The sequence below is a fragment of the Chryseobacterium cucumeris genome, from assembly GCF_001593385.1.
Lineage (GTDB): Bacteria > Bacteroidota > Bacteroidia > Flavobacteriales > Weeksellaceae > Chryseobacterium > Chryseobacterium cucumeris.
In genome coordinates this window covers 363,845-388,430 of record NZ_LUVZ01000034.1, presented here as the reverse complement: position 1 = coordinate 388,430, position 24,586 = coordinate 363,845, and the positions used below count along the sequence as shown (strand labels likewise).

The 24,586-nt window shown below is 36.4% G+C and carries 21 protein-coding genes; 8 read left to right on the top strand and 13 right to left on the bottom strand.

What is annotated here, in order from left to right; translation table 11 throughout:
• The first annotated feature begins 190 nt into the window (after nucleotides 1-190).
• Nucleotides 191-1,267: a sensor histidine kinase gene (locus A1704_RS16920; RefSeq protein ID WP_062675247.1), complete on the top strand. Its 1,077-nt coding sequence runs from the start codon at nucleotides 191-193 to the stop codon at nucleotides 1,265-1,267.
• On the top strand, nucleotides 1,267-1,989 hold the full coding sequence (locus tag A1704_RS16915; RefSeq protein ID WP_062675246.1) for a LytR/AlgR family response regulator transcription factor: 723 nt from the start codon (nucleotides 1,267-1,269) through the stop codon (nucleotides 1,987-1,989). Before A1704_RS16920 ends, A1704_RS16915 begins: the two co-directional genes overlap by 1 nt.
• Before the next feature lie 188 nt (nucleotides 1,990-2,177).
• Here A1704_RS16915 and A1704_RS16910 read toward each other — a convergent pair whose 3' ends face one another.
• Both A1704_RS16910 and A1704_RS16905 read right to left on the bottom strand, forming a co-directional pair.
• Nucleotides 2,178-2,984 (bottom strand): DNA-formamidopyrimidine glycosylase family protein, encoded by an 807-nt coding sequence (locus A1704_RS16910; RefSeq protein WP_238590649.1) that lies wholly within the window; start codon nucleotides 2,982-2,984, stop codon nucleotides 2,178-2,180.
• A gap of 17 nt (nucleotides 2,985-3,001) precedes the next feature.
• Nucleotides 3,002-3,631, bottom strand: a complete 630-nt coding sequence (locus A1704_RS16905) for a class I SAM-dependent methyltransferase (RefSeq protein WP_062675244.1) — start codon at nucleotides 3,629-3,631, stop codon at nucleotides 3,002-3,004.
• 203 nt (nucleotides 3,632-3,834) lie between these two features.
• Here A1704_RS16905 and A1704_RS16900 point away from each other — a divergent pair, with 203 nt between their 5' ends.
• Nucleotides 3,835-5,190, top strand: coding sequence for a deoxyguanosinetriphosphate triphosphohydrolase (locus tag A1704_RS16900; protein ID WP_062675314.1), 1,356 nt, complete (start codon nucleotides 3,835-3,837; stop codon nucleotides 5,188-5,190).
• A 7-nt stretch (nucleotides 5,191-5,197) separates the two neighbouring features.
• Here the strand turns inward: A1704_RS16900 and A1704_RS16895 are convergent, their stop codons facing one another.
• From A1704_RS16895 to A1704_RS16870, 6 genes are all read right to left on the bottom strand, one after another.
• On the bottom strand, nucleotides 5,198-6,289 hold the full coding sequence (locus A1704_RS16895; RefSeq protein WP_238590647.1) for an NAD(P)H-dependent flavin oxidoreductase: 1,092 nt from the start codon (nucleotides 6,287-6,289) through the stop codon (nucleotides 5,198-5,200).
• A gap of 12 nt (nucleotides 6,290-6,301) precedes the next feature.
• The gene (locus A1704_RS16890) at nucleotides 6,302-6,754 is read right to left on the bottom strand and encodes a nuclear transport factor 2 family protein (protein ID WP_062675243.1); all 453 of its coding nucleotides are present in this window, start codon (nucleotides 6,752-6,754) and stop codon (nucleotides 6,302-6,304) included.
• Nucleotides 6,751-7,485 carry an SDR family NAD(P)-dependent oxidoreductase gene (locus A1704_RS16885; RefSeq protein ID WP_062675242.1) on the bottom strand — a complete coding sequence of 245 codons (735 nt, stop codon included), beginning with the start codon at nucleotides 7,483-7,485 and terminating at the stop codon, nucleotides 6,751-6,753. The genes A1704_RS16890 and A1704_RS16885 overlap by 4 nt, the downstream gene beginning before the upstream one ends.
• 7 nt (nucleotides 7,486-7,492) lie before the next feature.
• Nucleotides 7,493-7,711 (bottom strand): tautomerase family protein, encoded by a 219-nt coding sequence (locus A1704_RS16880; RefSeq protein ID WP_062675241.1) that lies wholly within the window; start codon nucleotides 7,709-7,711, stop codon nucleotides 7,493-7,495.
• 28 nt (nucleotides 7,712-7,739) lie between these two features.
• Nucleotides 7,740-8,273, bottom strand: a complete 534-nt coding sequence (locus A1704_RS16875; protein ID WP_062675240.1) for a YceI family protein — start codon at nucleotides 8,271-8,273, stop codon at nucleotides 7,740-7,742.
• A gap of 107 nt (nucleotides 8,274-8,380) precedes the next feature.
• Nucleotides 8,381-8,971, bottom strand: a complete 591-nt coding sequence (locus A1704_RS16870) for a Crp/Fnr family transcriptional regulator (protein WP_227942519.1) — start codon at nucleotides 8,969-8,971, stop codon at nucleotides 8,381-8,383.
• A gap of 179 nt (nucleotides 8,972-9,150) precedes the next feature.
• On the opposite strand from A1704_RS16870, the gene A1704_RS16865 reads away from it, so the two are divergent.
• Entirely contained in the window at nucleotides 9,151-10,089 is a 939-nt protein-coding gene (locus tag A1704_RS16865) for an SPFH domain-containing protein (protein ID WP_062675312.1), read from the top strand.
• 121 nt (nucleotides 10,090-10,210) lie between these two features.
• Here the strand turns inward: A1704_RS16865 and A1704_RS24945 are convergent, their stop codons facing one another.
• A complete protein-coding gene (locus A1704_RS24945; protein WP_238590642.1) occupies nucleotides 10,211-10,825 on the bottom strand; it encodes a DUF4377 domain-containing protein in 615 nt (204 codons plus the stop codon).
• A 159-nt stretch (nucleotides 10,826-10,984) separates the two neighbouring features.
• Between A1704_RS24945 and A1704_RS16855 the strand changes: the two genes are divergently transcribed.
• The 3 genes from A1704_RS16855 to A1704_RS16845 all read left to right on the top strand — a co-directional run bounded on the left by A1704_RS16855 (nucleotide 10,985) and on the right by A1704_RS16845 (nucleotide 14,059).
• Complete coding sequence (locus A1704_RS16855) at nucleotides 10,985-12,994, top strand: hypothetical protein (RefSeq protein WP_062675311.1); 2,010 nt, start codon at nucleotides 10,985-10,987, stop codon at nucleotides 12,992-12,994.
• Between the two features lie 120 nt (nucleotides 12,995-13,114).
• Nucleotides 13,115-13,570: a lipocalin-like domain-containing protein gene (locus tag A1704_RS16850; protein ID WP_062675238.1), complete on the top strand. Its 456-nt coding sequence runs from the start codon at nucleotides 13,115-13,117 to the stop codon at nucleotides 13,568-13,570.
• A gap of 24 nt (nucleotides 13,571-13,594) precedes the next feature.
• Nucleotides 13,595-14,059, top strand: coding sequence for a hypothetical protein (locus tag A1704_RS16845; RefSeq protein ID WP_062675237.1), 465 nt, complete (start codon nucleotides 13,595-13,597; stop codon nucleotides 14,057-14,059).
• A 335-nt stretch (nucleotides 14,060-14,394) separates the two neighbouring features.
• Here A1704_RS16845 and A1704_RS16840 read toward each other — a convergent pair whose 3' ends face one another.
• The 4 genes from A1704_RS16840 to A1704_RS16825 all read right to left on the bottom strand — a co-directional run bounded on the left by A1704_RS16840 (nucleotide 14,395) and on the right by A1704_RS16825 (nucleotide 21,362).
• A complete protein-coding gene (locus A1704_RS16840) occupies nucleotides 14,395-14,733 on the bottom strand; it encodes a DUF962 domain-containing protein (RefSeq protein WP_062675236.1) in 339 nt (112 codons plus the stop codon).
• Nucleotides 14,734-14,890: 157 nt separating this feature from the next.
• Complete coding sequence (locus A1704_RS16835; protein WP_062675235.1) at nucleotides 14,891-16,573, bottom strand: APC family permease; 1,683 nt, start codon at nucleotides 16,571-16,573, stop codon at nucleotides 14,891-14,893.
• A 104-nt stretch (nucleotides 16,574-16,677) separates the two neighbouring features.
• Nucleotides 16,678-18,942, bottom strand: coding sequence for a CocE/NonD family hydrolase (locus A1704_RS16830; RefSeq protein WP_082798810.1), 2,265 nt, complete (start codon nucleotides 18,940-18,942; stop codon nucleotides 16,678-16,680).
• Nucleotides 18,943-19,124: 182 nt separating this feature from the next.
• Entirely contained in the window at nucleotides 19,125-21,362 is a 2,238-nt protein-coding gene (locus tag A1704_RS16825; protein ID WP_062675234.1) for a CocE/NonD family hydrolase, read from the bottom strand.
• A gap of 257 nt (nucleotides 21,363-21,619) precedes the next feature.
• Between A1704_RS16825 and A1704_RS16820 the strand changes: the two genes are divergently transcribed.
• On the top strand, nucleotides 21,620-24,583 hold the full coding sequence (locus tag A1704_RS16820) for a tetratricopeptide repeat protein (protein WP_062675233.1): 2,964 nt from the start codon (nucleotides 21,620-21,622) through the stop codon (nucleotides 24,581-24,583).
• The last annotated feature ends 3 nt before the right edge of the window (nucleotides 24,584-24,586 follow it).

Sequence of the window (24,586 nt, the reverse complement as noted above, 5' to 3'; positions counted from 1 at the left end):
TGTGTCATTTTACGGTACAAAGGAATAGAGAAAAGAAGTGTGTAAATTTGTTTTTATACAAAATGGCTGGTATTTTATACAAAATCCCCGAGCGTGATAATTGGTATAATAAAATACAGGTTTTGTATAATAAAATAGTTGTAATTTACGTTATTGACTATTTTTGTTAATCATAAAATGAGCCTATCATATGAAATACAGTCCGTGGAAATTTGAAGAAACCTTTGTCATGGATTTTCTGGTGGAAGCGAAGTACGGACTCCGAAGACATCTGTTGTTTCTGATCTTCTTTTTCATTTTGATCTACAGTGCAAGGTTCTGGCATTGGTATTCAGGGGTCTATCAGTATTATGTTCTGTTTTTTGTGTATACGATTCTGATTGCAATGGTATACATTAATATATATGTATTGGTTCCCAGATTTTTCTTTAAAACCAAATATGTCACCTATCTGGCATTGCTTGTTCTGATGGGGGTTGTAGGACTCAATTTTATCGGGTATGGCTTTAAAATGTTCTTTGAAGAATTCAGAGTGAAAAATATTCTCAGAGAAAATGAAAAGGGAGGAATCTATGAAGGGGTTCTTATGTGCATACCCATTATTATGACAACAACTACAATCAAGCTTCTGCAGAAATGGATCAGTGATAATAAAAGGATCAATGAGCTGAGCAATCTTACCTTAAAGATGGAACTGAATGAATTGAGAAATCAGATCAATCCGCATTTTCTGTTTAATATGCTGAATAATGTAAAAGCACTCATCAGAACAGATCCGGCAAAAGCTTCAGTAGTAATTGTAAAACTTTCAGAGTTTCTCAGATACCAGCTCTACGAAAACAGTGAAGAGAAAACGTTGCTGACTTCAGAGATTGATTTTCTGTCCAATTTTTTAAACCTTGAAAAAATAAGACGTGACAATTTCTCTTTTGATATTCAGGTCAATATGGAAAAAAGAATAATGAGCAGCACTTTTATTCCTCCCAATCTGTTTACCACTTTTGTGGAAAATGCGGTGAAGCACAGTGTAGATCTCAGTGGAGGAGAGTCTTATGTAGAAATAGACATCAATATTGAGAATAAACAGCTTTATTTCAGGTGTATTAATTCAAGAAGTACCGGGTATACCGTTTCAGATAAAAAAAACAGTGGGCTAGGGCTTGCCAATATCATCAGAAGACTGGAGCTTCTCTATAGTGATACCTTTGATCTGAAGATAGAATCCATTGATAAAGAATATGTTGTAAATTTAAAAATTCCCGTGTGATGAATTGTATTATTGTTGATGATGAACCGCTGGCAAGAGCCGAAATGAGATCACTGATCGCTGAAATTTCCAGTATGGATGTCCTGGGCGAATTTTCCAATGCTCCTTCTGCCCTTGAGTTTCTTAAAGATAATGAGGTAGATCTTATTTTCCTCGATATAGAAATGCCCATGGTAACAGGTCTTGAATTTGTAGAAATGCTTCCGAAAAAATCACTGATTATTTTTACCACCGCCTATTCTCAATATGCATTGAAAAGCTATGAACTGGAAGCAGTGGACTACCTTTTGAAACCTATTGATCCCCAAAGGCTTAAAAAAGCAATTGATAAAGCGGTACTTTATACGGAACTTTTATCTAAAGATACCGTTAAAAATACCGTGGAATCCAATACGGCAGACTTTTTATTCATCAAAGCAGAACGAAGATTCTATAAAATCAGTTTTTCAGATATTAAATTTATTGAAGGGCTCAAAGATTATGTCGTTATTCATACAAAGCAGCAAAAGCTGATCACAGCAATGAATTTAAAAACCATTCATCAGAAGATTTCCGGGGAAACCTTTATCAGAGTAAGTAAATCCTACGTGGTGAATATGAATTTTATAGATTCATTCGACAATCATAATATATACATTGAAGACTCCGAAATTCCTCTTGGAGAGGTATACAGAGCAGATTTTTTCACAAAATTTGCCGGAGGACTTCTCAACTCAGACTAATACATGAGTACTAGGTAATGAACAATGAGTAATAATCAATATCAGTCAAATGATTAGAAAATCTGTGTAAATCCGTGTAATCAGTGGGAAAAAATAGAATACTATGATTCAATAGCAACGGGCTTTAGCCCGTTAAATAAATAAAAACAATCAACGGCTTCAGCCAAAACATAAGAATACCGGTTTATTCAATAAAGCTTCTGATCCTTTTCACAATAAAAACTTCTTCTTTTTCCCACACCCGTTTGTTTCTTGACCAATTTTTGTCCACAAACCGGGCACACCGATTTTGTATGGACCAGCCAATGCTTTTTCAAAACAAATTCTCTTTTCCATTTCAAAAAATCAAAACTGTAATTCCTGGCTTCAGCAATGAGCTCTTTTCTTTTTTTAGCAGGAAGATTACCCAGTAAACTTTCAGGCTGCACACCAATTCTGAAAAGAACCTCATTCTTAATAATATTGCCTACACCTGAAAAAATATCCTGATTCATCAATGCATCACAAACCATCATTTTTGGATTGGATTTCAATTTTTCTTCGGCTTTTTTGGGGTTCCATTGGTCGCTCATTACATCAGCTTCCCAATCAATTGCTGAAAGATATTCAATAGGTACGGATTTTACGGAACAGGTATAAAAATAAATGTTTCCGGTAGAGAAAAACAAGGCCAAACGCAAACTTTTATCCGGTTTGGTCTGCTCATCAACACTGTAAGAACCGAACATTAATAAGTGAATTCTGATAGCTGCCTTTTCAAAAACTAGGTAAGTCTGTTTTCCAAAAGTACGGATTTCGAGAATAGTCTGGCCAATGAAAGAATCTTTCTCAAATTGGGCATTCCCTGAAACTTCTGTCACTTGCTGCCCTGCAAATGGTTGCAAGGTTTCTTTCATTAATATAATGGATGGACCTTCAGGCATACGTTTGTTTTGAGATAAAGATTCAAATAATATTCCATAGCTGCATACAACCTGATTTTTATCCCAAAACAACCCTGTTTAAAATATTTTTAGGCCAGTTTTTGTCCTACAAAACGAATGACGGAACCTGTCCCGTTATGGAATAGTCCCTCATTGAGCTCTATTTCTGTTTCAGCTAATTCAATAATATCATAATCCGGAAAATCGGCTTTGATTTCTTCAATAGAGAATAAAGACTCAAGATCTTTTGGACCACCTACTTTTTCGTTTTTTGCAATATATTCAAGATGATTTTTGCTGAAAGCTTCGAAAATAATAAAACCACCTTTACGGAGATATTGATTTAACATCTGATGAATAGAAGATTTGATCGCACCCGGAAAATGAGCGTAGATAAGCGCAATGGCATCAAACTGCTCTTTCTGATAATCCAAAGTGGAAAGTTCTCCCACCTGATAATCAATAATAACCTGCTGTTGCCCTGCCAATTGTAACGCTTTATCTCTTCCGTTTGCACTGATGTCGAAAGCAGAAACCAGCCATCCTTGTGTGGCTGCAAAAACAGCATTTCTTCCTTCGCCTTCTGCGGGGAAAAGTATTTTACCTGGAGTTAATTGTGATAATTGTTCTCTTAGATAATTGTTGGGTTCTGTTCCATACGCAAATTCTTCGCTGCTGTACCTTTCGTCCCATCTGTTGAGCCATGTGTTGTCTGTCATTATATTAAGAATTTAAAATTGACATGAAGAAGAATCATTCATAATCTTCAATGTATTAGTTACACCAAATGTAAAATATTTCATCAAGTTTTCCGATCCCTAAAAAACGTTTACTGTCATAGATTTTTTGAATGAAAGATCTCACTAATAAAAATCTAAATACTATTCCATACAATTAAAATTTGGAGTAATTTTGAAAAATGATGAATTTAAACCAGATTTTCACCAATCAACGTACAGGAAACAATCCACAGACCAAAGCTTCACGAACTGATTTTCAAAGGGATTTCGACAGAATTATCTTCTCTTCTGCCTTTAGAAGACTGCAGAATAAAACGCAGGTTTTTCCTCTTCCGGGAAGTGTTTTTGTGCATAACAGACTTACGCATTCTCTGGAAGTATCATCCGTAGGAAGAAGTTTAGGAAGTATTATCGGTGAATTTATTGCTGAAGATTTTAAAAATGAACTCACTGAAGACTCAAAGAATTTTTATCTCTATAATTTAGGAAATGTAATTGCGGCAGCCTGTTTGTGTCATGATGTGGGAAATCCTGCATTCGGACATTCCGGAGAAGATGCCATTGCAAGCTATTTTGAACGAAATGAAAAGGATCTGAAATCAAAATTCAATGAAAAGGAGTGGGCAGATCTGGTTAATTTTGAAGGAAATGCAAACGCCATCAGAGTATTGGCACAGCAGCAGCAAGGAAAAGATGCAGGAGGTATCCAGCTGACATTCTCTACACTGGCAAGTATTGCAAAATATCCGTGTGAAGCGGTTGCAAAGAAAAAAGGAATCATTCACAGAAAGAAATTCGGTTTTTTCCAGAATGAGAAAGATATATTTCTGGAAATTGCTAAAGAAACCCAGCTTATTTCTGAAAGTGAGGAACCTCATATTTTCAAAAGGCATCCTTTTGTGTGGCTGGTAGAAGCGGCTGACGATATCTGTTACAACATCATTGATATGGAAGATGCCCACAGATTGGGAATTGTTTCTACAGCAGACTGTAAAAACCTGTTTTTCGAGCTCGTAAAATCGGAAACGGATGATGTTCAGAGAATTGAAACAAAGTTACGTTCTATATCCAATGAAAATGAACAGATTTCTTATCTGAGAGCAAAAGTTATCAATGCATTAATCAACAAATCGATTGAGATGTATAAGCATAACTTTGAAACAATTCTTGAAGGAAATCTTAGTAATGGATTACTTGATATTTATAAAAAAGAAAATAAAGCACTGCAGGATATCGAAAGTTTCTCGGTAGAAAAAATTTACAATCATAAAGCTGTTGTTGAAATTGAAAATGCCGGTTACAACGTAATGTATGAATTGCTGGATCACTTTATTCCTTCCATTCTGAAACCTGATGACCAAAGAAAATCCTATGATGTAAAAGCTTTGAAATTAATTCCAAAGCAATTTATTTACAATGACGGAACCGATTATCAGAAAGTTCTTGGAGTTATTGACTTCGTTTCCGGAATGACGGATAATTACGCTACCGATTTATATAGAAAAATTAAAGGAATAGACATCGGAATGACCGTGTAGATTCTATTTATTGTAATAATTCAGAAGCCTCTTCGATTAATGACTGCATTAAAGTGGAGGCTTTTTTATGCTTTAAAAGAGGTGCAATCTGACCGGACCAGAAGAAAACCAGATCATTTTTTTGCTGTTCCAAAGCCGCTTTTCTTAATGCCCCCATAAAATGCGTCTGCAATGGGAACGGTAATGTTTTTTCTGTTGCAGCTAATAGATCTCTTGTGATTTTTGTCGTAATTCCACGTCCTAATCTTCCGGTATAAGCTCTGGTTAAAGTAGTGGATTTAGCAGCTTCAGAAAATAAAAACTCTTTGTGTATCGGTAACGCTCCGGATTCTTCAGTTGCCAGAAAAGCAGTCCCGATCTGTACAGCATCAGCGCCCAGTTTGAAAGCCCCCGCAATTCCACGGCCGTTGGCAATACCTCCTGCAGCCACCACAGGAATTTTTACACGATCTTTAATTAATTGAATCAAAGCAAATGTTCCCGTAGTAGAAAGTTCTGCCTGATCCAGAAATGAAGGTCTGTGACCACCGCTTTCAAAACCGGAAGCCACAATAACATCCACGCCTGTTTTTTCCAAAGCAATCGCTTCATCAAGTGTTGTTGCATTTCCCAAAACAATGGTTCCCTGACGATGAAGATCTTCGATGAGGTTTTCACCAAGCATTCCAAACATAAAGCTGAAAACTTTAGGCTTTATATCCAAAACCACCTCCAGCTGATTTTGAAATCTCGATTCAAAAGGGAGTGGTGTTGAAGGAATATCCGTCTGCAGAAGATCAAAATAAGGTTTGAAAGTCTCAACAGCCTTTTGATATTGTTCTTTTGTATATTCTTCGTTAATGATATCGTGATCACTTACCCAGAGATTGAGATTGTAAGGTTTATCCGTTTTGGATTGTATCGCTTTGTGAACGTCAAAGATTTCCTGCGGTGACAAAGTATACGCTCCGAAACCTCCCAATCCGCCAAGATTACTCACTGTTGTTGTCAGTTCAGCGGTGGAAAGGCTTCCGCCAAAAGGTCCCTGCAGAATAGGATATTCTATTCCCAGTAATTCCGTAATTCTATTTTTATTCCACATGATTGTATTGGTTTTCATTAAAAATCTGAATTAAGGCTGTACATTGGTCAAAGTCTTGTTAACGATCATCCATTGCCCGTCTATATAATTGAAAGTTATGAAATTATAGTAATTAAAATCATACATCCTTACATTTAATTTTGCAACAGCAATCGAATTACTGATATCTATTGAGATAATTACAGCATTAAATTCCTTTCCTGATTTTTCCGGGCTTACACGGCTTCCGACTCCTTCAATATATTGCTTAGCAGTTTTGAAATAGGGAACTCCGTTAACGTCTCCGAAAAGCAAAGCATCTTTATAAAAAGCTTTGGCAAGAATATCGGTATTTCCTTCATAAATCCCTTTGAAATAATAGTTCTCTATCACATTTCTTATTTCAGTTTCTGCGTTCAGATTGGTTTTCATATCCTTTAGATTTTGTGCAAGGCTACTCAGCGGAAAGCTGAGCAGCCATGCTATAATTAATGATAGTTTCATGATAAATGATGCCCGGCACCCATTCCGCCGTCAACATTGATGATGGCTCCTGAGATTAATGTGTTCTTAGCAATCGCATGAATCATCTGAGCAACTTCTTCAGGTTCTCCAATAAGATTGATCAAATGGATTCCTGAATTATTGTCAAGGTCTGCACCATGCATTGGAGTTCTGATCAATCCCGGAGCAACGGTATTGACTCTGATATTATCTTTTCCAAACTCTGCAGCCAGCTGTAAAGTCAGTGCATGAATCGCTCCTTTACTCGAAATTGGTGCTGTGGAAGGAGACTCTGCAATGGCATGATATACCAATGGCGTTCCTACATTAATTACCACACCGTCTTTTTGTTTGATCATTTGAGGAATAACAGCCTGTGTAGTGAAGAATGTTCCTTTCAAATTCGTTGTTAAAAAACGATCCAGATAATCTTCGGTAACGTCCAGAAATGCTTTATTTTCATAAATTCCTGCATTATTAATAAGAACATCAACAGATCCGAATCTTTCTAAAGCTGTTTTTACCAGCGCTTCACCTGTTGCTTTGTCTGAAACATTTCCGGCAACCATTGCCAGATTTTCACCGGCTCCAAGTTCATTATAAACATCCTGTAGTTTAGATGCCGTTTGGGAATTGATGATGACATTATCATCTCGGTCTAAGAAATAACGTGCTGTTTCCAATCCTATTCCTGAAGAGGCTCCTGTTATTATTACGGTTTGTTTTTTCATTGATGATTTATTTTTTTCCTGTTGAAAATCCCTGTTCTTTTAATACTGAAACCTGTTCTCCGGCATATCCCCAGTTATCATCTTCAATCTCGTTAATGACAATATGGGTTAAGTGAGGATCCTTATTCAAAACTGAAGTGACAGCTTCACTTATTTTTCTGATTAATTGTTGTTTTGTTTCGCGGTTAAGATCTTCGCGAAGCACATCTACTTTGATGAATGGCATGATGGTAAAATTTTTAAGGTTATTTGAATTAATAAGCTTCCGCAACAAAATGAATGTTGAGATCAAAATTGTTGTAGATCAATGTGTCACCAAGATTGGTAAAGAAATTAGATGATCTGAATTTGATGTTGAACTTTGTTCTGTCAACCACTATTTTAGTATCCAAAACAGCAACGTTTTCCGTTTTTACAATGTGTAGACTTGTATCGATAGGATGGGTAATCCCTTTTATCGTAAGATCTCCTTTTGCATAATAGAGGTTTTCATCACCCGGTTCAGCATGCGTGATTTCGAAATAAGCTTCAGGAAACTGTTCAGAATTAAAGAAATCATCAGAAGCCAGATGATTGGCAAACTGGGTGTTGGTCTCAGTATCCTCAATATCAAGGATTTTGATGGCTCGGGTATCAATGATGAACTTTCCCGAGACAGGTTTCCCTTCTCCAAATGTGAAGTTACCTTCTTTTATACCAATTGTACCGTTATGAGCTCCGGTTACTTTTCTTCCGATCCATTCGATGGTACTATTTTCTTTATTGACTTTAAAATTTTTTGTGTCCATTTTTATTGGGTTTAAATATTGACACAAAGTTCCGCCGATCAAAAGAAAAAGTTACGTGATCTACCTCACAAAATAGAGGAAGAGATTAATTGTTTTAAAGAGGTTGATTACTGGTGCAGCCTGCTCAAAGTTTCTCTGGTTACTCCCAGATAAGATGCAATCAGATGTTTCGGAACCAGATTGTACAATTGAGGATACATGGATAGAAGTTCTTCATACCGGAATCTGGCATCATTATTCATAAAAGATAACAAACGTTTCTGGGCGGCTACATACCCTTTATTGGTTCTCCATCTGAAAAAATGTTCAACTTCATGAATTTCATTACAGATCTTTTCCCTGTCCTCGTTGGAAATAGAAAGGATGCTGGCATTGGTGATACAGTCTACATTGATGGTTGCTCTTGTTTTATTGTAAAGTGCATCAAAATCTGTCACCCACCACGTAGGCATGGCAAACTGAAGGATAAACATTTTCATACTGTCATTAAGATAAAAAGCTTTCAGACAGCCTTCCAGAACAAAATATTCATGATTCACAAAATCGCCTTCCGAAATAAGACTTTGCCCTTTTTTTAAAGAGATCAGGTTAAAATGTCCGAAAACATAATCCAATTGCTCTTCAGTAATTGAAGTGAATTTAGAGATGTGATCTTTTAATATTTCTTTTGAATTGACCATGATGTAATGAATATTCAAAAGTAAGTCTTTTTCAGAATAATTTTGGTTTTTAAAAAAAATATGATATCATCAAGTCTGATTTCCCGGGGATTATATTCCGGATCTTACATTTATTTTTCTTATATTTAAGCAGCTACTTACAAAAAATGTTTTTAACAAAAACAGGTGGTGTAACGACATTAATAAAAATTAAAACTATGAGTATATATTTTGCACCCGTTATTTTCTTCGGGCTTATCATTTTATTCGCTTCGTTTTTTGTCGTTAAGCAGGAAACAGCAGCGATTATAGAGCGTTTCGGGAAATTCCGTGCGGTAAAGCATTCAGGTCTTCACCTTAAGTTACCCATCATAGATCAGATTGCTAAAAGACTTAATCTGAGAATTCAGCAGTTGGATGTACTGATTGATACAAAAACATTAGACAATGTTTTTATCAAAATGAAAATTTCTGTTCAGTATCAGGTCATCAGAAGCCAGGTGGGAGATGCTTATTATCGTTTGGAAAATCCTGAAAATCAAATTACTTCTTTTGTTTTTGATGTGGTGAGAGCAGAAGTACCCAAGTTGAAGCTTGATGATGTTTTTGTAAGAAAAGATGATGTGGCCATTGCAGTGAAAAGCGAGCTTCAGGATGCCATGAACAGTTATGGTTATGATATTATCAAAGCTTTGGTAACAGATATTGATCCGGATGAGCAGGTAAAACATGCCATGAACAGGATCAATGCAGCAGAAAGAGAAAAAACAGCAGCCGAATACGAATCTGAAGCACAAAGAATCAGAATTGTTGCCGTTGCAAAAGCAGAAGCAGAATCTAAAAAGTTACAAGGGCAGGGGATTGCTGACCAACGAAGAGAAATTGCAAAAGGACTGGAAGAATCTGTAAGAATGCTGAATAATGTGGATATTAATTCCCATGAAGCATCAGCACTTATTGTAGTAACACAGCACTATGATACTTTACATTCTGTGGGCGCCAGCAACAGAAGTAATCTTGTACTTCTTCCCAATTCACCCACTGCAGCCAGCGGAATGCTGAATGATCTTGTGGTAGCGATGACTACAGCCAACACAGTAGGAGAAGCTACTAAAGGAAAATATCCTGATCCACCACAAAAAGAGACTGGGTTTTAAGATAAAAAGGAAAATGAAGATATAATGGTTAACTTTTCCGGATTGACCAAAAAGTAACTTCTGACTTCCTTCTTCCCGCAAAATAAAAAACCGCTTCTGAATTTTCAGAAGCGGTTTTTTATTATTTCTTCGTTTTAGAAACCTGTTCTACCAATGTATATTTGATGGAAGAAGCATCTGCCGGAGGATTTTCGATTTTTTCTGTTTTTACTTTTAAAACATATTCGTAACCCGGCTCATAAGTAAAACCTTCAATGTGGCTGTAGAAATTCGTCCAGGCTGCAGAAGCGCTTTCTTTTACCTGCATGCATTGCATACGACCGGCTCCAGCAGAACACTCTACGGTTTGCGGCCCTACGATAATTGTCTTTTCATTGGCTGCCATTTCTGCTTTTTTAGTTTTAGAAACCTGCTTTACCAAAGTGTATTTTATGGAAGATCCGTCAGCCGGAGGATTGGCAATCTTTTCTGTTTTTACTTTTAAAACATATTCATACCCCGGTTCATAAGTAAATCCTTCGATATTGCTGTAGAAATTGGTCCAGCTTGCGGAAGCGTTTTCTTTTACCTGCAGACATTTCATAGGAGCTACTCCTGTACAATCTGCTGTTTGTGGTCCTACGATGAATGTTTTTTCATCACCTGCGGATGCATTGGATGTGGTTGTACATTGCGTCATTGCGAATAATGCTAATGCGGGTGCTGCCCCTTTTAGAATTGTTGCTATACTTTTCATAAACTTGATTTTCCCCATACCTCGCAATTACCATGCCGAAGTTGGCTTTCCTTAATTGTAGTAGTTCTGCTATTGCTTTTTACTTTTTTAATCGTTTAATTTGAATTTCTTAAGAACACTAACCAAAATATAATTCTTATAATAAATATGGATAATCAAATGCAAGTTGAAAATTACAGGATTCAAAAACCTGAAATGTGGGCAGGAAATATCGGGGATGAGGAAATAAAAAACCGAATCAAAGACTCCGAATTTGCCAGAAGACAAATTGATGAAGGTCGCGATTACTGCTATTTTTTAGACAAAAAATACTATACAAGCAATACTGAAAACAGTGAGTACGTATGCATGGCTTATACTCTGAACGAACCGGGAAACCTGGAAAGGGCTTCTGTTTCTGATGTGATTGTTGAGGAAAATGAAGTTTACCAGATTCACAGGATCAGTGTGTTAAGGGATGGAGTGCTGATCGATAAGATTCCGGACACAAAAATAAAGGTTCTTGACAGTGAAAACCAAAGCAGTGGAGGAGTTCTTAGCAGTAATAAAAAAATCAATATTACCATTAAAGATCTCAGGCTGTATGATGTTCTGATTTTAGAAGATTCAAGAATCAAAGAATTTACAGACCGCGATTTTCTTAGAAAGGAGTTCTCAAAATATGTTTGGGTAAGTCCGGATAACTATTGGGCTTATGGCAGTTTTAAATTCACGTTTATCAATGAGCGTGAACAGACTATTGCTTACAAAAAAACATTTTTCAGAGATGAACAGGGCAATGTTCTTGAGCCGGAAATCAGTTATCTGAAAAAAGGAGACAGATTTGTCATTGAAGAAGAGAATTATATCAACCCTGTAGATTCAGGCCGTGAAATTTTCCCTTATGTAGATTTTGCTACAGAAAGCAACTGGAAAGATCTTTCCAACTATATTGTACCGTTCTATGAGGAGATTTTCAACAAATCTTCTCTAAAGGATTTTGCTCCCAACCTGGTTGAAAAACTGGATGCCATTGCTGATCAGGATGAAAAACTGCAGTTTGCCATAGAATATGTACAAAATCATATTTATTACGTCTTCAATGCAGATGAAATGAATGGACATAAACCACAGGAGCCGTCAGTAACCTATGAAAATAAACAGGGTGATTGTAAGGCAAAATCGGTTTTATTGAAAGTAATCCTTGATTATATAGGAGTAGACGCCTCTGTAGTGCTGGTTAATTTTAATACGGATTATTATATTAAATACTATCTGCCGTCCCTGTTAAGTTTCAATCATGTTGTCGTAAAAGTGAATTATAAAGGTGAAGAATATTTCATTGATGCAACCATTCGTGATGAATTCGGATTGATTGAAAACAGAGGCTTTATCTATTTTATGCATTATCTGGAAGTTAAGAAAGATCAGGAGCTTCAGGTAAGAAAATCTTATAAATTCCCTTACTTCTGCATTGATGAAAGAGTTGATTTAAATGCACAGGGCAATACCGGAAAGCTTACTCTGTCAACGACTTATAAAGGAAACAGAGCCAATGCTATGAGAAGGTATTTTAAAAGTACCAATAAAAGAGAAATCATAGACAGCTGGAACAGCTTTCTTTTCTATGCGCTTAATTATTCAGGTGACCGCAATGGTACAGATGTTCGAAACGTATTCAAAGATGCTGCTATTGATGTAGTCAGTGATGATAAGAAACTGAATGAAGTTAAGATCCAGTATACCGCAACCATTGAAAATCCTTATTTTATGGATCCGCAGAAAAACCGTTTTCTAATGTACTTTGACCGAAATGTAGTGAAGGCGAGTGCAAGAGATTTCATCCACAAAGATTTACCTTTCTGGCATAATTTCGACAGTGAGAAATATGAAATCAATTTGCAGACGGATCAGAAAATTGATGTTGAAGAAAAATATACAGTCCAGGAAAGTACAATATCCAACCCATATTTTGATTATAAAAGCCGAAAAAAAGTAAACAAAAATGGGGCAAGTGTGTACATTGAATACAATCCTCTGATTAATATTGAAATTCCGCAAAGCGAGTTTGAACAATTCCGAACAGATCATCATACTGTTGCTGACAGTAATTTCGGACTGGGAATTGATATCATTGAACCGGGACTCATGAATATGCTTAAATTTAGCTTTAAGAAGAAGTTTAAATAGAATCCTTTAAGTTCAAAGTTAAAGGTTTAAGGTTTAGAATTACGGCGGGCGGCGAAGCCTCCCGCCGTAATTCTTTACTCACTATTATATTGGTTTACAATCAAAAAACACAAATTCATTATGTCTAAGATATTTTTTCTTGCTTCCTGTATGGCCTTTTCTTTGGTCAGTGCCCAAAAATTAACCAAAGAAAACGTTACAGGATTCTGGAAACTGAAGGAAGCCGGATTTTATGAAGGTAAAAAGAAAGTGATAAAAGAGTTCGATAACTGCCGCCTGATGAGAAATTATGCGATCAGGGAAGATGGTTTCGCCATTTATAATTATGTAGAAGGGAAGTCGGGTGACTGCAGTCCATCTGAACCAAGACTTTCTTTCTGGAGAGTTGTAGAAAACAGGATCCAGTTTTATGTAGATGATAAAAATATCCTTGAAGAAGTGGAAGTAACAATCAATAAAGATCATACGATAACCTTTTCAAGCTATATTCCTGAACGGAAAAAAGTAGATGGAGACATCCTTGCAGAGAAGATAGTAAACACGGTTCATTACGACATACTTGAAAAACAATATTAACTGTAAACACAAAATTTTTAAGGTATGAATTATGTAACGGTCATCTATCTCGGAAATCTGGTATTGTATGCCATGTATTTCTTTGGAAGAATGGGTAGTGAAGTTGATGTTTCAGGACTGGATTATGCCGTTTCCGGAATTTTATCTTTATTTCTGATCTTCGCCGGATATCTGAATGCAAAAAAAGGGATGATCTACAGAACCGTCCTATGGATGTTTTTTGTGAATGTCTTCTTATTCGTTTGCTCCGGTTTGTTTGATCAGTTTGGAAGCGATTTTAATATTCTTTCTACAGGTAATAGTGACAGTTTTCTTTTTACATTGGCACTGCTTGTTTATAACGGATATCTTTTTCCTTTAACGATTATCCTTGACGGATCAGGTCTGGCTTTGATAGTTCCGGTTGTATTATCATGCATTCTGCCTTCATTGGGTTATCTGATTGGGAAGAAACTCCCTCAGAATAAACAGAATTCTACCAACATATAGTCATTGCGAACCGAAGGTGAAGCAATCTCAATCTAAAAGTAAAGGTCGGAAAACGCAAAGACGCAAGTATTATTAGAAGGAATGCTTTTAAGGCGCAAAGATTTTATCTCCGATAAAATTTCAAAACTCTGTTTTGTCATTCCGGGCAAAGCAAGGAATCTAAACTTTAATATCCTCTACAGCTCTTGAAAACTAGGCAGATATTATTAAAAAAAATCTGCGAAATCTCCACAATCTGCGAGAAAAATAATATCATCATTTGCTGAAAATCTCACATTGTGCTAAGTCGAAATGCTCTTGCGTCTTCAAAATTAAGAAAGAAAAGAAACTAAAGGCTATTCCTGATTTTGAGGCTGGTTATTGGACGTAAAGAATTTCTGCTTCCCGATTAATAGTTCAAAAAACAGTCTGAAATCTGAGATTAAAGACCATAAAGGATATTTAAAAGTAGCCGGCTTATTCTTCTCAATCACGGCGTGGCTGAACCAGGCAAATCCGTAGCCTACAATTGGAATATACCATAGAAATCTTTCTTTTCCGGAACTGATGACATACCATATTACGAAAAATACTAAAAATGTTCCGATAAAATGGAAAATGCGGGTTCCTGTTTTACTATGCTCAGTAAGATAAAACTGATAAAATTCTCTGTATGTTTTGATTCTTTCGGCCATGGCGATATAGTTTGTTGATTCTGTTGAAGTCAAAGCAATAATGCTGCCGATTTTTAAACGAGCCTGAAAAAGAAAAAGGCAAAACAGCGAATCAGTATTTCCAACGGGATTAACCTCTTTGCTATTTTGCCTTTTCGCAATTTTATTAAATGCTTATTTAGCTGTCTTTTAACTCTTTTCCAAGCTTACTGTTTTTATATCCGTAGCAGAAATAAATTACCATACCGATCAGGAACCACATTCCGAACCAGAACCAGTTCTCATGGCTCATTCCTGTAAGAAGATACAGACATGAACTTAAACCAATCAATGGAATTAATGATAAATTCTTGATAAAAGCTACGATACATAGAATCAGGTTGATGATAATAAAAAAGAAAATAGAAGCTCTGAATTCTCCTTCATTAGGGTCTGACCAGTTCATCAGATTATCAAAAAACTCAGGCTGCCATTGGTAGAAAGCCAGTAAACCTCCAATGAAAATGACAGGGAAAATGATTTTACCATTCACGTAAGGAAGGTGGAATCTGCCTTTAATTTTTTCTTTAGCTGGAAGCATTAGTACCCCGGCACATACCAGTACAAAAGCGAAAATAGTTCCGATACTGGTAAAATCAAGGATGAAAGTTTTATCTGTAAACAGGATAGGAATACCTACCACAATTCCCGTAACGATCGTTGCGTAGGATGGCGTTTTATACTTAGGATGTACTTTTTGAAATCTTGCAGGCATCAGTCCGTCACGGCTCATGGCATACCATATTCTCGGCTGTCCCATCTGGAAAACCAATAATACGGTAGTAATGGCAACAATTGCAACGAAGGAAACTACAAGCTCCATCCAGGCTACATTGGCATTCGTTTTTTCAAATATAAATGAAAGCGGATCTCCCACACCATCAAATTTTTTGTAATCTACCATTCCTGTTAAGACCAATGTCAAAGCAATATAGATCACAGTACACAGCACAAGAGAGATGATCATTCCTTTTGGTAAAGTCTTTTGTGGGTCTTTAGTCTCTTCAGAAAGAACACTTAAAGCATCAAATCCGATATAGGCGAAGAATACTCCGGATACGGCACTCATTACTCCGGCAAAACCATTCGGCATGAAGGATGGGGTTCCGGTTGTCGGGCTTACCGGTGTCCAGTTTTCAGTATTGATATACGCAAAACCAACCAGTATAACCAATATAATTACTCCAAGTTTCAAGATAACCAGAGAGTTATTGAAGTTTTTACTTTCTTTTACTCCTACATAACAAAGCCATGTAATCAAACCGTTAATAACCAATGCCGGAATATCTACAATGAATTTCAAACTTCCGATTAATGGAGCGGTCTTCCATGCATTTAAGAGTTCCTTGTTTTCTGAACCATATTGAACGGCTTTTCTGGCTTCGGTATAGCTGCAGGTAAGATAATCAGGGATATGCATTCCGAGACGTCCTAAGAAGCTGGTGAAATAATCTGACCAGGAAAAAGCTACGTAAATATTCCCGAAAGAATATTCCATGATCAGAGCCCAGCCGATAACCCATGCAATCAATTCCCCAAAACTGGCATAAGCATATGTGTAGGCAGAACCTGCCGTAGGAATTCTGCTGGCAAATTCAGCGTAGCATAAAGCGGTAAACCCACAGGCAAAGCCACAAATCAAATAGAGTAGTATTACACCGGGACCGCCTCTGAAAACGGCTTCTCCCAAACTGCTGAAACTCCCAGCTCCAATAATGGCCGCAATACCAAAAAATACAATGTCCCATACCCCTAAGACTCTTAAAAGCCCTGTTGATGTATCTGTATCTGAATAGATTTTTCTTCTAAAAAGTTGACTCATTCAATAACTATATTTGATTTGAAAAAAAGCAAATGTAATGATTTTTTATTTTGATGTTAACAGTTGTTAAAAACATTTGGGGAAAAATGCGCAAACAAAAGAATTTACTCTTTATAAATGGGAATTTCCACATAACTGTCGTTGTACCATTTTATTTCCAAAGGCTCACCTGCATCTTTTATAGTTTCATCACTTACATTTTTTCCTGTGCCATAATTGACCTGCCAGTTCTTATTTTTATTAACTCCTACCAATAAGACCAGTTTGCTTCCTTTTTCTATTTTTTTGCTGATGAAAAATGAGTTTTTGATTGGGATCTGCTCCTTTTTGCCAGGTTTAAGCAGATGACGTTTGGAATTGTTTTTTGCATAGCTGGCTCGGGTAAGATGTGTAGACAGTAAAAATACCTTACCATCAGGCTGCACCTGATATAATAGGGTTTTGGGATCAAAATCCTTTTTGTTGATGGAAACGTTGAATATTCCGGATAAATTTCCGCTTATTGTAATATCCTTTTCCAGAATTTCACTTTCAAAATAAATAGAATTGGTTACATACACACTATCCTGTTTGCTTACTGTATGATAAAGATATTTCGGATTTCTGTCTTTAAAGTCAACCGTCTGTTGGGTAAATTGTTTAGTTCCGGGTTTCTCAAAAACTGAAGAACCGTTTTTACGATCCTGAAGATAAAATTTAAGAGAAGATGAGTGCATTTTATCAAGAGTAGGAACATGTTTCCATGTATTACTGTTCATGATCTGAAAATTGACTTTATCTTTCAGAAGTTCCGGTTTTTTGCCATCCTTCAGAATATAATCGAACCATGAAAAAGCAAGTTTATCAATACTTATTCTGGCTACAGGATCTATGAGTAGATTCCCATAACCGAAAACATAAACATAATTATTTCCATAGCTTTGAGCTGCTGCATGATCATAAGGTCCTATCACTAAATAATGGTTAGGATTTTTGTTGTATTTGTGATGTTCTTTATAATAATACAATGCTCCGATCTGATCAGCATCATAATAGCCTGTAGTCGTTAAAACAGGAATGTTTATTTTGGCAAATTCTTTTTTGTAAGGGACCATGTTTTGCCAGTATTTATCATAACCGGGATGATCCAGCCATCGTTGGAATATTGTATTGGGCTTCCCGCTTAAAGAATCAAGGGCTCTGAATGATCTGCCGCTTTTGTACCATGCTGTATTGATAGAGTCCCATTTTGTATCATTATTGAAGCTTGCTTCATCGGTCAGCTTATTATTGGTGACATACTGAATCCACTGGAGCATATAGCCCTTGAAGACATTATTCTGAGAAGGATAATCTATTCCGATTCCTACCGAAACCTGAGGCACAATGGTTTTCAAAGCCGGGTGCAGCTTTTTGGCAGCTGCCCATTGGCTGAATCCTAAATAACTTCCGCCTATCATTCCTACTTTACCATTGCTCCACGGTTGCTTGCTTACCCAGTCTATGACTTCATAAAGATCCTGCGCTTCATCTTCAAATGGATGATTGGGGTCATTGCTGTCTCTCTTTCCACGAGTATTAACCACAGCTCCTACATAATTGTAAACAGCTGCTCTTTTCCCCATCCCTGCATCTACAAATTCTCCGGCATAAATATTATTGGTAAGTATAACGGGAAGAGGAGAGGTGTTTTCTTTTTTTCGTACAATTGTAATGGTGAGTTTTGTTCCTTTTTTTAAAGTAAGTATTTTGGATTCGATGATGAATTTCTCCTGCTCCTTTACTTTAAAAAGCTGCATAATCTGGGGTTTGATGCTTGAGTAGGTCTTATAATTGACATAGTTTTTACATAAAGCCAGAGCGGAAGCATAGTCTATACTATCCTTATCTTTTTGTTTGTCAAGTGCTGCTTTCAGCCTTTTTTTATGATCCCTTACATCTGAATCAATATCCAGGGTAGGTCCTACTTTGGCAGTCAGTGGCTCGGATAAACTTTCATATCTTGTAGTAAAAGCCGCTTGAAGAGCATCTGGAAACGGAATATTTTTATCCTTTTCCATCAGCCTGGCTATACTGTAGATTTCATGAGCAAGATATTTGTTCCCTGCCATATTATGATCTGCATATTCCTTACGGTAATCGGTTAAACTTGTAATGGAATTTTTGTAATCCTTTGCCGCAAGTTGTAAACGGAACAGATTATCTAAAAACGTGAGTATATACTTCGGTTTGTTCTTAGGAGACTGATATTCAGTAATCACCTTTAAAGCAAGTTCGGGAATTTGTTTTTCCAAAATCACAGAATCTGTTGTTGCTGCTTTCGGAAAGTAAAACTTCTGTGCCTGTATTATATTGACAAAAAATAATGCTAAGAGTATCTTAAATTTCATTAATGGTATTTTTTGAGCTGGTGATGAAAAGTATCACATCAAAAAATGTTCTTAATCATCGTATTGCTCAATTGGTTATTTTTTTTAGCGGGCTAAATTAAGAATTTTTATCAGTAAAGAATGAAATGATCTTATTATTTTTTATTGCATAAAGCCCGCTGAAATGTGTTTAGAAAAGGTTTTTAGTCTTTATAAACAGGAATTTCCACATAGCTGTCATTGTACCATTTTATCTCCATGGGTTTACCGGAATCCTTTACTGTTTCATCACTTACATCTTTACCGGAACCATAATTGATCTGCCAGTTAGGGCTTTTATTCACTCCGACCAATAAAAGAAGTTTGCTTCCTTTCTCTATCTTTTTACTCATGAAATAGGAATTGTTAATCGGGATTTGTTCCATTTTATTCGGTTCAAGAAGCTGTCGTTTTTCATTGTTCTTCGCATAGCTGGCCCTCACAATGTGAGTGGAGAGTAACGAAGACTTTCCATCCGGTTGAATTTGATATAAGGAAGTATCCGTATCAAAATCTCTTTTATTGATAGAAACATTGAAGACTCCGGAAAGGTTTCCACTCATGATGATATCCTTATCAAGAACTTCACTTTCAAAAGCGACAGAATTTGTCATTTTTATGCTGTCTTTTTTACTGACTTTATAATAAGTGTCTTTCTGGTCTCTGTTTTTAAGATCAACAATTTGTGTTGTGAAATTTTTGGTTTCAGGCTTATTAAATACAGAAGATGTGTTTTTTTTGTCCTGAAGGTAGAATTTCAAAGAAGAATTATGCATTTTATCAAGATCGGCTACATGCTTCCATGTATTGGTGTTCATCACCTGAAAATTGATTCTGTCTTTTAAAATTTCTGGTTTTTTACCGCCTTTAAGAATATAGTCAAACCATGAGAAAGCAAGATCATCAATACTTATTCTCGCCAAAGGATCAATAGGGTTTCCATTCACGTAAGTAAATCCGAAACTTTGTGCTCCTCCATGATTATAAGGGCCTATGACCAGATAATGATCTGCATTTTTATTATACAGATGATGCTGTTTAAAATAATACAGCGCACCAATCTGATCATCATCATAATATCCCGTTGTAGTTAGAACAGGAATATTGATTTTAGAAAAATCCTCCTTGTAAGGAACCATTTTCTGCCAGTATTCATCATATCCTGGGTGATCCAGCCATCGTTGGAATATTTTGCTTGGTTTACCACTTATTGTGTCTAAAGACCTGAATGCTTTCCCGCTCTTGTACCACTTTGTATAAATAGAATCCCATTTTACAGCATTGGCAAAATCAGCTTCATCTGTAAATTTGTTATTGGTCACATATTGTATCCACTGCAGCATATAGCTCATAAAGATATTATTCTGAGCCGGATAATCAATCCCGATTCCCACGGCAACCTGAGGAACAATCGTCTTTAATGCCGGATGCACTTTTTTTACGGCTGCCCACTGGCTGAAGCCTAAATAACTTCCTCCGATCATTCCTACTTTCCCGTTGCACCAGGGCTGTTTGCTGACCCAGTCTATCACTTCATAAATATCTTGCGATTCATGCTCAAAAGGATTGTTCACATCATTGCTGTTTCTCTTGCCTCTCGTATTCACAACAACCCCTACGTAATTGTATGTAGCGGCTCTCTTTCCAAAGAAACCATCAATGGGACCTGCATAGATATTATTGGTTAAAATAACAGGAAGTGGAGATGTGTTTTCCTTTCTGCGAACAATAGTGACTGATAAGGTATTTCCATTGATCTTAAGGTCTTTCGTTTCAATAATGAATCTTTCCTTGTCTTTTGAAGCCAGCAGCTGCATGACCTGAGGTTTGATGCTGGAGTAGGTTTTATAATTCAGATAATTTTTACATAGAGCCAGTGCCGTTTTGTAATCGATGCTGTCCTTATCTTTTTGTTTATCAAGAAGATTCTTCAACAGTTTTCTGGATGCGTTCACATCTCCGTTAAGAGCGAGTTCCAGTCTTGGAATCAGTTTTTCCGGAAGGCTTTCGTATTTTTGATTAAATACTTTTTGAAGGGCATTGGAAAATGAGGTATTGTTTTCTTCTTGCTCCATTTTTGCAAGGGCATACAGTTCAAATCCGATGTATCTGTAGTCTCCCATATTGTGATCCGCAAAGAGCTTACGGTTTTCGAAAAGGGAGGCCAATGAATTTTTATAATCATGAGCCACCAGCTGCAAGCGGAAAAGATTATCCATAAGGTCAACCGTATTTTCAGGTTTATACTTTGCAGACTGAAGGAGGGGAATCACTTGTTGTGCAAGTCCTGGAATCTGTTTTTCCAATATAACAGAGTCATTTACAGCTGTCTTTGGAAAATAAAACTTTTGTGCCTGCAGGAGGTTTACAAAAATTAATGCTAAAAGAATCTTAAATTTCATGAGATGGTGTGTTTATGGTATGTTTTTAGCTGCTGTTGAAAAAGTATCAAATTAAAATATGTTTTTGATAACTGTTTATTAAAATTGTTTACATTTTATCAAACGAATGTAGTAAATTTTATCATTGTATGGTGAGAAAATTTACATTGTTATCAAATAAGAATTAACTGTCATTAACACTGTTAAAACTTGCTTAAACAATAAGTTTTTAATATTTTCGTTAACTTATTTAGACTAATTTTCTTATATCAAGAAGAATGAAATCAAAAAAAATACTTTTAGCGGCTGCGGTCATCTATTTCGGAATCTCCGATGCTCAACAGTCCCAATATTTTACCCAGAAAGAAAATTACAGGTTCAATCTAGCCGAAAATCTTTATCAGACCAAAATATACAATGCTTCTCAATACGAATATGCAAGACAATACTTCTACAATCAGAATTTGTCCCGTTCGAAAAAGGAAGGCGCCCAGTTTTTTGATAATGTGATCGGTGTGATTCTTCAGAAAAATCATGCTGAAGATGGGTTAACGGCTTTCATGAAAGAATATCCTAATTCTGCTTATTTTGCTCAGGCTAATCTTCCACTGGCAGATTACTATTTAGCAAAAAAAGATTTCGATAAAGCGCTGGAGACTTTGAAAAAAGTAAACCAGTATCAGCTTTCGAAAGAGGAGAATACCGAGTATATTCTGAAGCTTGGATATGCAAAATTCATGACGGGTGATTCCAAGGGAGCTACTGATGCCCTTGAAGAAGCTTATAAATCAGCAGATCAGTCCCAAAAAGGTGATATTGCTTATATGCTTGGGCATTTGTATTACAGCAACAGACAGAATGATAAAGCTTTCCAGTATTTTGATTCGATAAAGGATCAGGATAAGTTCTCCAAACTGGTACGTCCTTATTATGTACAGATGTATTACAATGATAAGAACTACGATCAGGCTATTACAGAAGGAACAGCTTTGTTGAACGAAAATATTTCAGATTCTTATAAAGCAGAAGTTCATAAGATCATTGGGGAGAGTTATTTCATGAAGAATGATTACACTTCTGCCTATCCGCATTTAAAAGATTATCTGAGTGTACAGCAGAATCCATCTGAAAACGATTTGTATGAGATGGGATTTGTGGCTGCACAGCTGAAGAAATATGATGAAGCGGTTTCTTATTACAACCAGCTTCTGAACAGTAATTCTGCTTTAGCTCAAAATGCTTATTACCAGTTAGGAAATGCTTATCTGGCTGTAGATAAAAAACAGGAGGCTCTTTCTGCATTCCGCTCTTCTTATCAGATGGATTATGATGCGAAAGTGAAAAAACTGGCTCATGAGCAGTACGCTAAATTAAGTTACGATATTGGTAACCCGTTTGAAAGTCCTTCGGCGGTAATTCAAAGTTATATCAACGAAAATCAGAACGGAGCCAATGCCGCAGAAATGAGGTCATTATTGGTGAAATCTTATCTGTATTCCGGAAACTATAAAGAAACGCTGAATGCAATTGACAGATTACAGAGTTCAACTCCTGAGATCAACAAAGTAGACCAGGAGGTTTCTTATCTATTAGGAACGGAGGAATTCAACAAAGGAAACTATGACGAAGCTGAGAAATATTTCTTAAGAAGTCTTGGTTTTAATATTAATAAAGAATTCAACAGCAGAGCTTTGTACTGGCTGGCACAGGTGTATTACCAAAAAGGAAATTATCCTTCTGCCATTGTACGTTATGAAAAGCTTCTTACTGAAAACTTCCCTGAAAAACAGCAGCTGCCTTATGATTTGGGATATGCCTATTTTAAATCTAAGAAATTTGATCAGGCGGCTACTTATTTCAAACAATATCTTGCCAATCCGAAACCGGAATTTAAAAATGATGCAGAACTTCGTCTAGCAGATATCCATTATGCCAACAATGATCTGAACGAAGCCATTGCTATCTATGATAAAAATGAAGATGCTACGGATTATACTTTGTATCAAAAAGCAATGGCTCTGGGATTCAAAGGAGATACACAGGCGAAGATTAACAACCTTAAAAATCTTTTATCAAAATATCCGGATTCCGAATATTATGATGATGCTCAATACGAAATAGGAACAGCCTACGCTGCTCAGGATGATTTTGCCAACTCCAATGATTATTTCGGAAAAGTAATCAAAGGTTCTTCTGACAAAGATCTGATTGCTAACGCATCTATTTACAGAGCACAAAATTATATAGACCAGAATCAGAATGATAAAGCTCTTTCTGAACTGAAATCTCTGGGTGAGCAGTATAAAAATACGGCCTATGCTCAGAAAGTAGTTCAGGCTGCAAAACCTATCTTTACGAAAAACGGAGACGTTTCAGGTTATGAGACTTTCGCTAGAAATGTTGGGGTAAATGTAGATGCTGCTGAAATTGATGAGATCAATTTATCTACAGGGAAGCAGCTGTTCGCGAAGAAAGATTATAAGAATGCAATTTCTTACTACGAAAAATATCTGACACAGAATCCTACAGGTGAAGGATTGTACCAAGCTAAGTACGAATTAGGAGAAAGTTATTATCAGACTAACAATTCAACTAAAGCTTTACTTGTTCTTCAGGAAGTTGCTGTAATTCAGAATGATTACCAGGATGATGCACAAACTCGTTTAGCTCAGATCTTCCTTGCACAGGGGAATACTACAGAAGCTAAAAAGTACCTTGAAGGCATTAAAAATTCTTCCAACATCAGCATTAAAAACTATGCGAATGTGGAATTGATGAAACTGTATGCAGAAGAAAATAATTTCTCTGAAGCGGAAAAATTAGCCAATGCAGTGATTGCTAATTCTAAAAACTCGGCAGCCGTTATTGAAACTGCGAAAGTGATCAAAGCAAGAAGTCTGATGAACTCAGGAAAAGATAAAGATGCACAGACTGCCTATTCTTCTCTTGAAAAATCATCCAATACTTCAGTAGCTGCAGAAGCTCTGTATGCAAAAGCCTATTATCAAAATAAAGGAAAAGCTTTCAAGTCTTCTAATGAGACGATCTTTAAGCTTGCCAATAACTATGCATCAGAAGAATTCTGGGGAGCAAAAGCGTTGGTATTGATGGCTAAAAACTATATCGGCCTGAAAGACAACTACCAGGCAAGCTATACCTGTGATCAGATCATTGCAAACTATAAGGACTTCCCTCAAATTGTTGCAGAAGCAAAAGAAGTTAAAAAACAGATTAAGAAATAGTAC

Excerpts from the sequence above, each read along its gene's own strand:
- A1704_RS16920 (WP_062675247.1), top strand. The coding sequence starts at position 191 with ATGAAATACAGTCCGTGGAAATTTGAAGAAACCTTTGTCATGGATTTT.
- A1704_RS16915 (WP_062675246.1), top strand. The coding sequence starts at position 1,267 with ATGAATTGTATTATTGTTGATGATGAACCGCTGGCAAGAGCCGAAATG.
- A1704_RS16905 (WP_062675244.1), bottom strand. The coding sequence starts at position 3,631 with ATGACAGACAACACATGGCTCAACAGATGGGACGAAAGGTACAGCAGC.
- A1704_RS16900 (WP_062675314.1), top strand. The coding sequence starts at position 3,835 with ATGAATTTAAACCAGATTTTCACCAATCAACGTACAGGAAACAATCCA.
- A1704_RS16895 (WP_238590647.1), bottom strand. The coding sequence starts at position 6,289 with ATGAAAACCAATACAATCATGTGGAATAAAAATAGAATTACGGAATTA.
- A1704_RS16890 (WP_062675243.1), bottom strand. The coding sequence starts at position 6,754 with ATGAAACTATCATTAATTATAGCATGGCTGCTCAGCTTTCCGCTGAGT.
- A1704_RS16885 (WP_062675242.1), bottom strand. The coding sequence starts at position 7,485 with ATGAAAAAACAAACCGTAATAATAACAGGAGCCTCTTCAGGAATAGGA.
- A1704_RS16880 (WP_062675241.1), bottom strand. The coding sequence starts at position 7,711 with ATGCCATTCATCAAAGTAGATGTGCTTCGCGAAGATCTTAACCGCGAA.
- A1704_RS16875 (WP_062675240.1), bottom strand. The coding sequence starts at position 8,273 with ATGGACACAAAAAATTTTAAAGTCAATAAAGAAAATAGTACCATCGAA.
- A1704_RS16865 (WP_062675312.1), top strand. The coding sequence starts at position 9,151 with ATGAGTATATATTTTGCACCCGTTATTTTCTTCGGGCTTATCATTTTA.
- A1704_RS24945 (WP_238590642.1), bottom strand. The coding sequence starts at position 10,825 with ATGAAAAGTATAGCAACAATTCTAAAAGGGGCAGCACCCGCATTAGCA.
- A1704_RS16855 (WP_062675311.1), top strand. The coding sequence starts at position 10,985 with ATGCAAGTTGAAAATTACAGGATTCAAAAACCTGAAATGTGGGCAGGA.
- A1704_RS16850 (WP_062675238.1), top strand. The coding sequence starts at position 13,115 with ATGTCTAAGATATTTTTTCTTGCTTCCTGTATGGCCTTTTCTTTGGTC.
- A1704_RS16845 (WP_062675237.1), top strand. The coding sequence starts at position 13,595 with ATGAATTATGTAACGGTCATCTATCTCGGAAATCTGGTATTGTATGCC.
- A1704_RS16840 (WP_062675236.1), bottom strand. The coding sequence starts at position 14,733 with ATGGCCGAAAGAATCAAAACATACAGAGAATTTTATCAGTTTTATCTT.
- A1704_RS16835 (WP_062675235.1), bottom strand. The coding sequence starts at position 16,573 with ATGAGTCAACTTTTTAGAAGAAAAATCTATTCAGATACAGATACATCA.
- A1704_RS16830 (WP_082798810.1), bottom strand. The coding sequence starts at position 18,942 with ATGAAATTTAAGATACTCTTAGCATTATTTTTTGTCAATATAATACAG.
- A1704_RS16825 (WP_062675234.1), bottom strand. The coding sequence starts at position 21,362 with ATGAAATTTAAGATTCTTTTAGCATTAATTTTTGTAAACCTCCTGCAG.
- A1704_RS16820 (WP_062675233.1), top strand. The coding sequence starts at position 21,620 with ATGAAATCAAAAAAAATACTTTTAGCGGCTGCGGTCATCTATTTCGGA.